The following is a 12,469-nucleotide window of genomic DNA, read 5'->3' as shown; positions in this document are numbered from 1 at the left end:
GGCCGCCGGTCCGGCGCCGTGCTGCGGACCGTCAGCCGGTGGCGAGCACCAGCTTGTGCTTGGTCGCCTTCTCCACCGCGTCCGGAGTGAAGGCCCAGGTCAGCAGCTTGCCCTTGAGCCAGAGGTCGGTCTGGTCGTTGTAGTTGTCGTTGAAGGCGTGGCCGGAGGCGCCGCCAACGTTGACCCAGCGCGAGGAGTCCAGGTCGTTGAGGTCGACCACCATGCGCATCGACGGGATCCAGTCCACCTGGTAGCCGGCCGCCGCGTTCCAGCCCGCCGCGTCGACCGCCGCCGAGCCGCCGGAGAGGCGGTAGGGGCCGCGGTTGAGCAGCTTGTGGACGACGCCGGAGGCGATCGAGGAGTCGTCGGTGCCGAGGGTCTGCTCGCGCAGCTCCAGCTTGTGCAGGCGGCCCCAGCTCCAGGTGGAGACGTCCTTGCCGAGCAGCGATGTCAGGTCCTGCCGGGCGTTCTTCATCGCCTCCTTGAGCAGGTTGTCCAGGCCCTTCTGCTCCTTGTGCTGGGAGTCGATGTACGTCCACCACGAGCTGTCGGGCTTGTCGAGCTGGGCGCGGACCACCTCGGTCCAGCGGTCGCCGCCGTCCGGCTGGGCCTTGCCCGGGTCTCGGGTGCCGCACTGGGTGACGATCCTGCTGGAGCTGTCCGGCTTGGTCGGGTCGTCCTGCTGGCGCACCAGCAGGCAGTTGTCCTTGGCCCGGATGTCGGCCGGGAACTTCTGGCCGAAGGCGAGGCCGAGCAGGTTGCGCCAGACGCCGTTGTAGTAGGCGGCGGCGGCCGAGTCGGCGTCCTGGTGGTAGTTCCAGTCCTTGAGCAGGTCCTGGGCCTCGCGCACGTACGGGTCGTCGATCTGCTGCTTGAGCAGCAGCGGGACCAGCGTCTTGGCCATGATGCTGGTGTTGTCCAGCTGCAGGTTCTGCATGTCGTCCGGCGAGATCTTGCCGTTGTTCTTGAGCAGGCCCTCGATCTGGTCGGTGATCTCCTTGGCCCGGGTGCCGTACTCCCAGTCCTTGGTCAGGGAGTACTTGTAACCCTGGTCCACCACGGCCTGGTTGGCGGTCACGATGTAGCCCGAGGACGGGTTGAGGCTCCAGGGCAGCGCGGTGAACGGGACCGGGTCCGGCTTCCACTGGTACGTGGAGTCCCAGCCGGGGGCGGGCATGGAGCCGTCGCCCTTGCCGCGCACCGGGATGACGCCCGGGGCCTGGTAGCCGATGTTCTTGGCGTCGGCGTAGATCAGGTTCTGCGCGGGGACGGCGAAGTCCTTGGCGGCGCTGCGGAAGTCGTCCCAGTTGCGGGCCCGGTCCAGCTCGAACACGGCGTCCATGGTCTTGCCGGGGCTGAGCGCCGTCCACTGCAGGGCGACGCCGTAGCCGCCGGTGCCGCGGTCGGGCGCCGAGCTGCCGTTGGGGGCGTACCTGCCGACGTTCTGCTGCTCGGTGCTCTGGTCGGAGATGAGCGGGGCGCCGGTCTGGGTGGTGCGGACGGTGATGGTGCGGTCCTCGCCGCCGGCGACCTTGATGGTCTCCTTGCGCAGGTCGAACTTCACGTCCTTGCCGTCCACCTGGTAGGTGTCCGGTCCGGTGACCTTCTCCAGGTAGAGGTCGGTGACGTCGGCGCCGAGGTTGGTGAAGCCCCAGGCGATGTCCTTGTTGTGGCCGATCACCACGCCGGGCATGCCGGCGAAGGTGAAGCCGGAGACGTCGAACTGGCAGGCGGGCGAGGCGGTCCGGCAGTGCAGGCCCATCTGGTACCAGACCGAGGGCAGGCCGGGGCCGAGGTGCGGGTCGTTCGCCAGCAGCGGCTTGCCCGTGGTGGTGTGCGAGCCCGCGACCACCCAGGAGTTGGAGCCGATGCCCTGGCCGGGGCGGCCGAGCAGCTGCGGCATCGCGTCGATCCGGTCGGTGAGGCCCTGCATCAGCGCCTTGGTGGTGGCCGCGCCCTGGGCGGTGGCGCTGCCGGGGGCGGCGCCGGACGGCGTGGAGCCGTCGGCGGGGCGGTAGGTGTCGCCGGAGACGGTGCCGGTCTTCACGATGGTGCCGTTGCGGGAGTACGGGTACTCCGGGTACAGCTCGGCGATCTTGTCCGGCCCGAAGTCCTGGGCCAGCAGCGAGCGGTCGACCTCCTCCTGGAGGTTCCCGGAGAGGTTCCAGGCCATCGCCTTGAGCCAGGCCACCGAGTCGACGGGGGTCCACTGCTCGGGCTTGTAGCCGCTGTTGACGACGCCGAGCAGGGCGTACTCCAGCGAGGCCTTCTCACCGCCGGGGTGTTCGGCGAGCCAGGCGTTCACGCCGTCCGAGTAGGCCTGGAGGTACTTCTTGGTCTCGGGCGACAGCTTGGTGTCGAACTCCTTCTGCGCCACCTGCCGCCAGCCCATGGTGCGGATGAAGGCGTCGGTGTCGACCTGGCCGTCGCCGAACATCTCGGACAGCCGGCCGGCGGTGATGTGGCGGCGGACGTCCATCTCCCAGAAGCGGTCCTGCGCCTGGACGTAGCCCTGGGCGCGGAACAGGTCCTCGGCGGTGTCCGCGTACAGCTGCGGGATGCCGTTGGCGTCCCGCTTGACGTCGACCGGCGCGCTCAGGCCCGCCACCTTGACGCTGCCGTCCACTTCCGGGAAGGAGGCACGGACCGCGGTGACCCCGCGGTAGCCGCCGTAGCCGACTCCGGCCACCAGCAGCACGACCAGCACGATCACGATCAGACGGGCGCGCCGGAACTTCTTCGAGCGGGGCATCTGGGTCCTTGCGGTCCTGACTTCGGGGCGGGCGGGCGTGTCCAGGGCCTGCGGCCGTGACAGGGCACCACATTAGGCCGAGTCGGCGGAGCGCCGTGAACGGGGGACCAAGCTAAAGATATGGCAAAATGTTAGAATGAGTAACGATCCGCAACAGGAGCATTGACGCCTTCTTAGCGGTCCCGGTGCTCGACGCACCCTCTCCCTGCTCATCGAACATCCTCAGCACCGCCAGACACCCCGCCCGCCCATGCCTGCCCGAGGTGCCACTGCGTGAACGTCGCCCATCTGAACCAGCTCCTCCTCGAAGCCTCCGTGATCCTCCTCGTCGCGGTCGTCGCCGTGCGGTTCTCGACCCGATCAGGGCTGCCGAGTCTGCTGATCTACCTCGGGATCGGCGTCGCGCTGGGCCAGAACGGAATCGGCGTCACCTTCAACAACGCCGAGCTCACCCAGGTGCTCGGCTACGCGGCGCTCGTGGTGATCCTGGCCGAGGGCGGCCTCAAGACCAGCTGGCGCGACGTCAGACCGATGATGCCGGCGGCCACCGCGCTCGCCACCTTCGGCGTCGGGGTCAGCGTGTTCGTCACCGCGGCGGGTGCCCACTGGCTGGTCGGCCTGGACTGGCGGACCTCCCTGCTGCTCGGCGCGATCGTCTCCTCCACCGACGCCGCCGCCGTCTTCTCCGTGCTGCGGACGGTCCCGCTGCCGCACCGGCTCACCGGCCTGCTGGAGGCCGAGTCCGGCTTCAACGACGCGCCGGTGGTCATCCTCGTCGTCGCCTTCGCCACCACCGGGGAGCTGGACCCCTGGTACGTCATGATCGGCACGATCGTCGCCGAGCTGGCGATCGGCGCGGCGGTCGGCCTCGCCGTCGGCAAGCTCGGCGCGTACGGCGTCAAGCACGTCGCGCTGCCCTCCTCCGGCCTCTACCCGATCGCCGTGATGGCGCTGACCGTGCTCGCCTACGCCGGCGGCGCGCTGCTGCACGGCTCCGGCTTCCTCGCCGTCTACGTCTGCGCGGTGATCCTCGGCAACTCCAAGCTGCCGCACGGACCGGCCGTGCGCGGCTTCGCGGACGGGCTGGCCTGGATCGGGCAGATCGGCATGTTCGTGCTGCTCGGACTGCTCTCCGCCCCGGAGAGCATGGGCGACGCGGTGGTGCCCGCGCTGGTGGTCGGCGGAGTGCTGGTCTTCCTCGCCCGGCCGCTCTCGGTGGTGCTCACCATGACCCCGTTCAAGGTGCCCGGCCGCGAGCAGGCGCTGCTCAGCTGGGCCGGGCTGCGCGGGGCGGTGCCGATCGTGCTGGCCACCATCCCGGTGGTCTCCGGCGCCCACAAGGCCGAGGACGTGTTCAACATCGTCTTCATCCTGGTCGTCGTCTTCACCATGCTCCAGGGGCCGACGCTGCCCTGGGTGGCCAAGCGGCTGCGGATCGGCGAGGGCGCGCTGGGCCAGGACCTCGGCATCGAGTCCGCCCCGCTGGAGAAGCTGCACGGACACCTGCTGTCGGTCGCGCTGTCGCCGGCCTCGCGGATGGCCGGCGTGGAGGTCAGCGAGCTGCGGCTGCCCAAGGGGGCGGCGGTCACCCTGGTGGTGCGGGAGGGCAACTCCTTCGTGCCGGACAAGGCGACGGTGCTGCGCGGCGGGGACGAGCTGCTGGTGGTCACCACGGACGAGGTCAGCGAGGCGGCGGAGCGGCGGCTGCGGGCCGTGGACAAGGGGGGCAAGCTGGCGGGCTGGCTGTACGGGCGCTGAGGCCGCCGCGCCGGTCTCGGGGCGGACGCGGGGCCGGGGCGCGGGGGCGGGGCGGCGGCCGGGGCGCGGCCGGGGGGCGATCTGGAGCGCCTGGGGCGGTTGGGGCGGTCCGGGCGGTTGGGGCGGTCCGGGGCGGTCCGGCGCGCCCGGGCGGCGTGGGGCGGCTGGGATTCCTGGGGTGGCCTGGCGGAGTCTACGCGCGTAACTGTATGCTGGTTCGACTACGCCGTATAACCACCGCTAGACCACCCCCAGCATCTGCCTGACGCAGAGTTGGCGCGACCGCTCGGCGGCCGCGGTCCGGCCCCGGCCCACCAGGCCCGGCCGACCCGGTATCTACCCCGGTCGACGCGCGAGAGGACGACTCTCGGCGCCGTCGGGGCCACCCCATGCCCTGCCGCGCTACCAGGCAGCAGGAAGGACCGACCGTGACGGCCCGCCGAACGGTCGACACCGCCGCGGACAGCACCCCCGAGACCGCGGCCGACACCGTGGAAACCGCCACCGACGCCCCCGCCCGGGTCGGGTACGGGGAACTGCTGCGCACGCCCGGCGCCTGGACGTTCCTGTCCCCCGCCCTGGTCGCGCGACTGCCGTACGCGATGCTCAGCATGGGCATCCTGCTGCTCGTCACCCAGACCCACGGCTCGTACGGCACCGCCGGTACGGTCACCGCCGTCGCCGCGGTCTCCCAGGCCCTGATCGGGCCGCAGACCGGGCGCCTGGCCGACCGGTACGGCCAGGCCGCCGTGCTGGTCCCGACGGTGCTGGTGCACGCGGCCTCGGTCGCGCTGCTGATCGCCCTGGCCCTCGGCCACGCACCGGCCTGGAGCCTGTACCTGGCCGCCGTCCCCGCCGGGGCGAGCGTGCCGCAGATCGGCGCGATGGTCCGGGCCCGCTGGGTCGCCAAGTTCACCGCGGAGGGCGCCTCCCCGACGGCCGCGGCCAAGGTGAGCACCGCGTTCGCCTTCGAGTCCGTGACGGACGAGTTCACCTTCGTGATCGGCCCGATCCTGGCCGCCAACATCGCCGCCTTCGTCAGCCCGGCGGCCTCACTGGTCGCCGAGGCCTCGCTGACCCTGGTCGGCGGCCTCGCCTTCGCCGCCCAGCGGCGCACCGCCCCGGCCCGGATCGTTCCCCAGCCGGGTGCGCGGCGCGCCTCGGCACTCGCCTCGCCCGGCGTCCGGCTGCTGGTCGGGGCCTTCCTCGGGGTCGGCGCGGTGTTCGGTGGCATGCAGGTGTCGGTGAACGCCTTCGCCGACTCGGTCGGCCATCACGACGCCGGCGGCACGGTGTACGGGATCTTCGCGGGCGGCTCGATGCTGGCCGGTGTGCTGTACGGCGTGATCGCCTGGCGGCGGCCGGTCCAGCAGCGGATGGTCATGAGCTACACCCTGCTGGTGCTGGGCTGCTCGGTGCTGTGGGCGATGCCGAACCTGATCGCGCTGACGGTGGCCGGACTGGTCTGCGGTCTGGCCATCGCGCCCACCCTGATCAGCGGCTACACCCTGGTCGAGACGCTGGTCGCGGACGGTGCCAAGACGGAGGCCTTCACCTGGCTGACCGGTGCGATCGGACTGGGGCTGGCGGTCGGCTCGATGGCCGCGGGCAAGCTGATCGACGGCCACGGGCCCTCAGTCGGGTTCCTGGTGCCGGTGATCGGCGCCGGGCTGGGGCTCCTCGCGCTGGTGTCGATGCGGCACCTGCTGGTGGCGCCGGGCGGACCCGGCCGCGTGGTCGCCGGATCCGGCGAGCGCGGCGGCGCGGCGCAGCTGGTCGGCGCCGCCAAGGGCTGAACGGGCGGACGGCGGTGGTCCGGCACCGGCTCACGTCACACCGGAGTCGCTGGACTGATCCAGCGGAATGCCGCATCATTGACCATCGTTAGCACTCATCAGGCGAGAGTGCCAGGAGGAAGACAAGTGCCCACGTACCAGTACCAGTGCACCGAGTGCGGCAACGGCCTGGAGGCGGTGCAGAAGTTCACCGACGAGGCGCTGACCACGTGCCCCGAATGCCAGGGACGGCTCCGCAAGGTCTTCTCGGCCGTGGGCGTCGTGTTCAAGGGCTCGGGCTTCTACCGGACCGACAGCCGCTCGTCCTCCAGCAGCTCGGTGGGCGGCAGTGCGTCCTCCGGCTCCTCGACGTCGTCGTCGGGTTCGAGCTCGTCGTCGTCCTCTTCCGGCTCCTCGAGCTCGTCCAGCTCGTCGAGCTCCTCCAGCAGCCCGGCTGCGGCCGCGAGCTGATCTCGGCGCCGCCCCGCGGCGTTCCGTCCGGAAGTTTCGCGAAGGCCCGTCGGCCCCGCTTCGTGCGGGGCGGCGGGCCTTTCGCCTTTTCCCTGGCCGGGCCGGCCGCGTTCCGTCAGCACGGGGGTTCCGTCAGGCGGTCAGCACGGGGCTTCCGTCAGCGCGGGGAGGCTGGTCTCACTCGTTCGGGCGTACGAATCTATCCACAGGGGCGGGGTTATCCACAGGCTGCGGGAAAGGGATTTCCGTCCGCGCCCGGGACGCGCATCGTGTGGTTCACCGAAACCGACCGACCGAGTCCGGAGGTGACCTCGATGACGACCGTGAGCCCGTCCGTCCCGCTGCCCGCCCCCACCGTGCCGCCCCGATTGGAGCTGCCGAGCTTCCCGCCGATCCGGCGCGGCTGCGGCGGGTGGTACCGCTGGCGTCGCGCCGTCCGGCGGCGGGCCGGAGTGCCCGCGCTGGTGCTGCTCGCGGTGGCGGCGGCGCTGGCCTTCGGGCCGGCGCGGGCCGGAGCCGGACTGCCTCCGCCCGGGGGCTCCGTGAGCCGTACGGGTTGTCAATCCGGGATCGCCGAAGACCACCCGTAACCCAGGAACGACTTCGTCGTTCGAGGCGGCATGAAAGGCTTCAAGGAATTCCTGCTGCGTGGAAATGTCGTCGAACTCGCCGTCGCCGTGGTCATCGGCGCGGCCTTCACCAACATCGTCAACGCCTTCGTCAAGGGCGTGATCAATCCGATCGTGGGGGTCTTCGGCACGAAGGACCTGGCGTCCTACAGTTCCTGCCTCAAGGGGCCCTGCGAGGTCAGCTCCACCGGTGAGGTCACGTCCGGAATCCTCATCCTGTGGGGATCGGTGCTCAGCGCCGCCCTGCAGTTCCTGATCACTGCGGCCGTCGTCTACTTCGTGCTGATCGTGCCGATGAACCGGATGGCGGCCCGCCGCAAGTCCGCCGCCGAGGAGGCGGCGGAGGCCGAGGCCAAGGAGGTCCAACTGCTGACCGAGATCCGCGACGCGCTGGTCACGGCACGTTAGTCCCGCGCTCCCCCGATCCCGCGTTCCGTCGATCCCGCGTTCCGTCAGTCCGGCGGCAGGTCCGTCCGTGCCGTCTCAGTCCCCGTGGTGCGGGGGGCGCTGGCTGAGGTACCAGTCCAGGCCCCGTCCACCGCTCTCCCCCGTCCCGGGGCGCTCACCCCAGCCGGCGTCGGTGTCGTCCCGGGACTGCTGGTCGAAGGGGTCGCGGAAGTCCAGCCGGCTCTTGGCGGCGGCCGCCCGTCGGTCCGTCGACTCCTGGCCCGCCGCCCGGCCGCTCGCGTCCTGCCCCTGCCGATCGTGCTCGCCCTGGACCTGCCCGCCGTTCCCCTTCCGTCCCTGCACGCCCTGTTCCTGCTCGCTCACCTTGTCCACTCCCCTGCTCGCCTTCGCGCCGTCCTGTCCCTCCAGCGTAGGAGCCCCGTGGCACGCCGCGGGCCCGGGTGCGGGAGTTCCGCATCCGGGCCCGGGAGGGGCAGTCGGCTCGGTCGTCCGTGGCCGTTGCGCCGGGTACGTCAGGCGGCTTCGAAGCCCGCGTGGTCGGCGATCTTCTTCAGCTCGGCGAGCGCGTGCTTCTCGATCTGGCGGATCCGCTCGCGGGTGAGGCCGTGCTGCTTGCCCACCTCGGTGAGGGTGCGCTCGCGACCGTCCTCCATGCCGTACCGGGAGCGGATGATCGAGGCCGTGCGGTCGTCCAGCCGACCGATCAGGTCGTCCAGCTCCTCGCGGCGGAGCATGACCATCACGGCGTCCTCGGGGGACGTCGCCCCGGTGTCCTCGACCAGGTCGCCGAACTGGGTCTCGCCCTCGTCGTCGACCGACATGTTGAGGCTGACCGGGTCGCGCGCCCAGTCCAGCACGTCCTTGATCCGGGCCTCGGTGGTGTCCAGCTCGGCCGCGATCTCGGCCGGCTCGGCCTCGCGGCCCAGCTCCTTGGACTTCTCCCGTTGCACCCGCCGGATCCGGCCGAGCTCCTCGACCAGGTGCACGGGCAGCCGGATCGTCCGGGACTGGTCGGCGATGGAGCGGGTGATCGCCTGCCGGATCCACCACGTGGCGTAGGTGGAGAACTTGAAGCCCTTGGCGTAGTCGAACTTCTCGACGGCGCGCACCAGGCCGGCGTTGCCCTCCTGGATGAGGTCCAGCAGCGGAAGGCCGCTGCGCGGGTAGCGGCGTGCGACCGCGACCACCAGGCGGAGGTTGGAGCGGATGAAGACGTCCTTGGCGCGCTCCGCGTCCTCGGCTATCGCCTCCAGCTCCTCACGGGTGACGCCGTCCGGGAGTTGGTCCTCGTCCAGCAGGTGCTGGGCGTACACGCCGGCCTCGATCCGCAGCGAGAGCTCGACCTCCTCGGCGGCGTCGAGCAGGGGCGTCCTGGCGATCTCGTCGAGGTACATGCCGACCAGGTCGCGGTCGGCCTCGAGGTTGGTCGGGCGGGCCGCGCGACTCCGGTCGGCCCTGTCGCGAACGACGGCACGGGTGGCCATGCTTGCTCCCTTTGACTGGTGTTGCCGAGGTCTGCCTGCCCTGCCCCGCGGGGGCAAGAAGTGCGGGCCCTACGGGGGCTCACACGTAACGATCCAACGAACAGAATCCGGACAACATTCCCAAGTCACTCAGATTCTTCCCGGCGATGCAGTATCCTGCCGGTTTTCACTTCGGTTCTGACGGTCCGCGACCGTTCAGCCACGGTCCGCGCCCGTACGCGACTACCCGGACCGATCGAAGCGGAGCACGCCTTCACCGGCCCCACACAGAAAAGCCGCCTGACCGTTGAACCGGCGAGCGGGCGCGTACGTTCCCGTGCGCCCCGCCTTCCGCCCGCGCTCACACCCCGGCGCACGCAGGTCCTCCTCACAAAAGATGCCAAATCGCTATCGCCCCAGCTCCCCATCGGCGCGGCGCGCTGGGAAGGTGTCAGGCATGCACCTGACCAACAGCACGACCTCCGCTACCGAGCGTCACCGCGGCCTCCTCCGGGACGCCGCGGTCGCGCTGGGTTGTGCCGCGCTGTTCGGCCTCCTGGCGGTGCTGGTGACCGGCCACTGGCACCCTCTGCACGAGTTCGACCAGGACTGGGTCACCGAACTCCACATCTACGCACGGGAGCACCGGATCTGGACCGCCTCGGTGCAGACCCTCTCCGACATCGGCGGGCCCGTCACCATGCGTGTCCTCCTCGGCCTCGCGGCCACCTGGCTCCTGCTGATCGGGGCCAGGACGCTGGCCGGCTGGGTGGCCGCCCAGGCGCTGGTCGGGTGGGGCGCCCAGTGGGCGCTGAAGCTGGCCGTCGGCCGCCAACGCCCCGCCTTCGGCGACCCGGTCTCGCACGCCGGCGGTCCAGCCTTCCCCTCCGGGCACGCGATGGCCTCGGCGATCACCTGTGCCGTCCTGGTCGGCCTGGTCTGGTACCGGGTCCACCGCCGAGGCCGGACGGCCGCCTGCGCGGTGGCCGCGGGCACGGTGCTCACCATCGGCTGGACCCGGGTCGCCCTCGGGGTGCACTGGCCCAGCGACGTCCTGGCCGGCTGGCTGGCCGCCGGCGTCGTCCTGGGCGTGGTGACCGCCCTGATCGAGCTCTGGCGGCCGGGCGCCCTGGCCAGGGACGTACGGCGGGTCAACTGGCTCACCCGCCCCCGCGTCCAGCGGGTCATCGTGCCCTACGTCCGTCCGCCGCGCGCCGAGGACGCGGAGCTCGGCGACCCCGTCGACCGCCCGGACGAACCCGTCCGCTGACGGCCCCCGGCCGGCAACGCCGCAGGCCCCCGTCCGAGCCGGACGGGGGCCTGCGAGTTGCGGCGCCGTGCTGTGCCCCAGACAGGAATCGAACCTGCGACACCGGCTTTAGGAGAGCCGTGCTCTATCCCCTGAGCTACTGAGGCGAGGCCGGTCTGTGACCAGGCCGTTCACAGCGTACCGGATCGGGGGTCGCCTGGGGGCGGGTGGCCGGGGATGACGCCGGGGGGCGGGTGCCGACGGGGCGTCAGAGCAGGTCACGTAGCCTGCCGACAAGTGTTCCCATCGCCCCGGCACGCCGCCGAAGGAGACGAAGGCCGTGATGACAGCAGCTGTACGCCCGGCCGTCCGGTTGCTGGGGCAGGTGTGGTTCTGGCCCGCGGTGGTCATGCTGGCCGTCGGCTCGTACCGGGTGGGGACGCCCGAGCCCTGGCGGGACGAGATCGCGACCTGGACGGTGTCCACCCGTTCGCTGGGGGACCTGCTGGGGTTGCTCCGGCACGTCGACGCCAGCAACGGCGCGTACTACCTGCTGATGCACGGCTGGACGGCGGTGTTCGGGGCCTCCCCGGTGGCGCTGCGAATACCGTCCGTGCTGGCGATGGCGGCGGCCGCCGCGTTCGTGGCGCTGACCGCCGAACGGCTCTTCGGCGGCCGGCTGGCCGGGGTCGGGGCGGGGCTGCTGTTCACGGTGCCGCCCCAGGTGTCCCACTACGCGCAGGAGGCGCGCGCCTACGCGCTGGCGACCTGCTCGATCGCGGCCGCCACGTACTTCCTGCTGCGGGCGCTGGAGCGGCCCGGCCCGCGGCGGTGGGCGCCGTTCTGCACCGCGATGGTGCTGGCCGGGGTCTGGCACCTGGTCTCGTGGAGCACGGTCCTCGGGCAGGTCGCGGTGGTGCTGCTGCACGCTCGGCGCGGCCGGGCCGGGACGGGCCGGCGGATCCTGCGGCAGTACCCGGTCGCCCTCGCCGTGGCCGTGCTGCCGGTGCTGCCGGTGGCACTGCTCGGCAGTCGGCAGTCCGGCCGGCAGCTCGGCTGGCTGGAGACTCCGTCCTTTTCCGACCTGGTCGACTTCGACGGGCACCTGTTCGGCACGGAGCGGGTGGCCCAGGCGTTCGCCCTGCTGGCCCTGCTCGCCCTGCTGCTGCCCGGCCGACGCCTCCAGGCCTGCCAGCCGCTCCTGCTGGCGGTGCTGCCGGTGGTGGGCGTCTGGTCGGTGTCGCACAGCACCACGTCGTACTTCCTCGACCGGTACCTGCTGTTCACGGTGCCCGCCTGGGCGGTGCTCGCCGGCGGCGGGGTCGCGGCCGGGTACCGCGCGGTGGTCGACCGGGCCGGCGGGCGGCGATCTCTGGGAAGAATCGTTTCTCCTCGGGCCGCGGCCCTCACCGGCGGGCTGCTGGCGGCGGCCCTGCTCGCCGCACCGGCCGTGGCGGCGCTGCCCGCGCAGCCCGGGGTGCGGTACGCGGGCTCGCACACCCGCTCGGAGGAGCCGTTCCGGGCGGCGGCTTCGGAGATCGTCGCCGGCTACCGCCCGGGGGACGGGATGGCCGCCCCGATGGGCGACCAGTCCTGGGCGATGGTCTGGCCGGGTGTCAGCTACTACCTGCCCCGGAGCGTCCGGCCGTTCCCGGTCTTCGTGGCGCGCAGCGCCGACGACGCCGATGAGCTGACCCCCGAGGCCTGCCGGCAGCCCGCCGCCTGCCTGGGGGACGTGCCGCGGATCTGGCTGCTCGTCCTCGGGGACACCGCGGATCCGCTGGCGTCCGTGGCCGAGGACCAGGCGCAGGTGCTCCGGGCCCGGTACGGCGCGCCGGACGCGGTGGTGCCGCTCGGCGGGCTCACCCTCGCACTGCTCGACCGCACGACCTGAGACCCCCCGGACCTGAGACCCCGGACCTGAGACCCCGGACCTGAGAGCCCCCGACCTGAGATCCCCGACC

At 71.9% G+C, this 12,469-nt stretch carries 10 protein-coding genes and 1 tRNA gene; 7 read left to right on the top strand and 4 right to left on the bottom strand.

The window, feature by feature from the left end; all coding sequences use genetic code 11:
* Positions 1 to 31: 31 nt before the first annotated feature.
* A complete protein-coding gene (locus ABT247_RS10090) occupies positions 32 to 2,752 on the bottom strand; it encodes a penicillin acylase family protein (RefSeq protein WP_350740843.1) in 2,721 nt (906 codons plus the stop codon).
* A gap of 273 nt (positions 2,753 to 3,025) precedes the next feature.
* Between ABT247_RS10090 and ABT247_RS10085 the strand changes: the two genes are divergently transcribed.
* The 5 genes from ABT247_RS10085 to mscL all read left to right on the top strand — a co-directional run bounded on the left by ABT247_RS10085 (position 3,026) and on the right by mscL (position 7,793).
* Positions 3,026 to 4,510: a potassium/proton antiporter gene (locus ABT247_RS10085; protein ID WP_350740841.1), complete on the top strand. Its 1,485-nt coding sequence runs from the start codon at positions 3,026 to 3,028 to the stop codon at positions 4,508 to 4,510.
* 428 nt (positions 4,511 to 4,938) lie between these two features.
* Entirely contained in the window at positions 4,939 to 6,306 is a 1,368-nt protein-coding gene (locus ABT247_RS10080) for an MFS transporter (protein WP_350740839.1), read from the top strand.
* A 126-nt stretch (positions 6,307 to 6,432) separates the two neighbouring features.
* Positions 6,433 to 6,756 carry an FmdB family zinc ribbon protein gene (locus ABT247_RS10075; protein ID WP_350740837.1) on the top strand — a complete coding sequence of 108 codons (324 nt, stop codon included), beginning with the start codon at positions 6,433 to 6,435 and terminating at the stop codon, positions 6,754 to 6,756.
* Between the two features lie 314 nt (positions 6,757 to 7,070).
* Positions 7,071 to 7,346 carry a hypothetical protein gene (locus ABT247_RS10070; protein ID WP_350740835.1) on the top strand — a complete coding sequence of 92 codons (276 nt, stop codon included), beginning with the start codon at positions 7,071 to 7,073 and terminating at the stop codon, positions 7,344 to 7,346.
* 30 nt (positions 7,347 to 7,376) lie between these two features.
* Entirely contained in the window at positions 7,377 to 7,793 is a 417-nt protein-coding gene (mscL, locus tag ABT247_RS10065; protein WP_350740833.1) for a large conductance mechanosensitive channel protein MscL, read from the top strand.
* Positions 7,794 to 7,868: 75 nt separating this feature from the next.
* Here the strand turns inward: mscL and ABT247_RS10060 are convergent, their stop codons facing one another.
* Both ABT247_RS10060 and ABT247_RS10055 read right to left on the bottom strand, forming a co-directional pair.
* Positions 7,869 to 8,156 (bottom strand): hypothetical protein, encoded by a 288-nt coding sequence (locus ABT247_RS10060; protein WP_350740831.1) that lies wholly within the window; start codon positions 8,154 to 8,156, stop codon positions 7,869 to 7,871.
* Positions 8,157 to 8,305: 149 nt separating this feature from the next.
* Positions 8,306 to 9,277, bottom strand: coding sequence for a sigma-70 family RNA polymerase sigma factor (locus tag ABT247_RS10055; protein ID WP_350740829.1), 972 nt, complete (start codon positions 9,275 to 9,277; stop codon positions 8,306 to 8,308).
* Between the two features lie 436 nt (positions 9,278 to 9,713).
* Here ABT247_RS10055 and ABT247_RS10050 point away from each other — a divergent pair, with 436 nt between their 5' ends.
* Entirely contained in the window at positions 9,714 to 10,526 is an 813-nt protein-coding gene (locus tag ABT247_RS10050) for a phosphatase PAP2 family protein (protein ID WP_350740827.1), read from the top strand.
* A 73-nt stretch (positions 10,527 to 10,599) separates the two neighbouring features.
* On the opposite strand, the gene ABT247_RS10045 is transcribed toward ABT247_RS10050, so the two are convergent.
* Positions 10,600 to 10,672: transfer RNA gene (locus ABT247_RS10045), tRNA-Arg, on the bottom strand.
* Positions 10,673 to 10,848: 176 nt separating this feature from the next.
* Between ABT247_RS10045 and ABT247_RS10040 the strand changes: the two genes are divergently transcribed.
* Positions 10,849 to 12,399, top strand: coding sequence for a glycosyltransferase family 39 protein (locus ABT247_RS10040; protein WP_350740825.1), 1,551 nt, complete (start codon positions 10,849 to 10,851; stop codon positions 12,397 to 12,399).
* Positions 12,400 to 12,469 lie beyond the last annotated feature (70 nt).

Origin of the sequence: Kitasatospora sp. NPDC001539 (assembly GCF_040298565.1) — a bacterium.
GTDB lineage: Bacteria > Actinomycetota > Actinomycetes > Streptomycetales > Streptomycetaceae > Kitasatospora.
Note: the sequence above shows the minus strand (reverse complement) of the source record. Positions and strands in the feature narration are given on the sequence as shown.

Excerpts from the sequence above, each read along its gene's own strand:
- ABT247_RS10090 (WP_350740843.1), bottom strand. The coding sequence starts at position 2,752 with ATGCCCCGCTCGAAGAAGTTCCGGCGCGCCCGTCTGATCGTGATCGTG.
- ABT247_RS10070 (WP_350740835.1), top strand. The coding sequence starts at position 7,071 with ATGACGACCGTGAGCCCGTCCGTCCCGCTGCCCGCCCCCACCGTGCCG.
- mscL (WP_350740833.1), top strand. The coding sequence starts at position 7,377 with ATGAAAGGCTTCAAGGAATTCCTGCTGCGTGGAAATGTCGTCGAACTC.
- ABT247_RS10055 (WP_350740829.1), bottom strand. The coding sequence starts at position 9,277 with ATGGCCACCCGTGCCGTCGTTCGCGACAGGGCCGACCGGAGTCGCGCG.
- ABT247_RS10050 (WP_350740827.1), top strand. The coding sequence starts at position 9,714 with ATGCACCTGACCAACAGCACGACCTCCGCTACCGAGCGTCACCGCGGC.
- ABT247_RS10040 (WP_350740825.1), top strand. The coding sequence starts at position 10,849 with ATGACAGCAGCTGTACGCCCGGCCGTCCGGTTGCTGGGGCAGGTGTGG.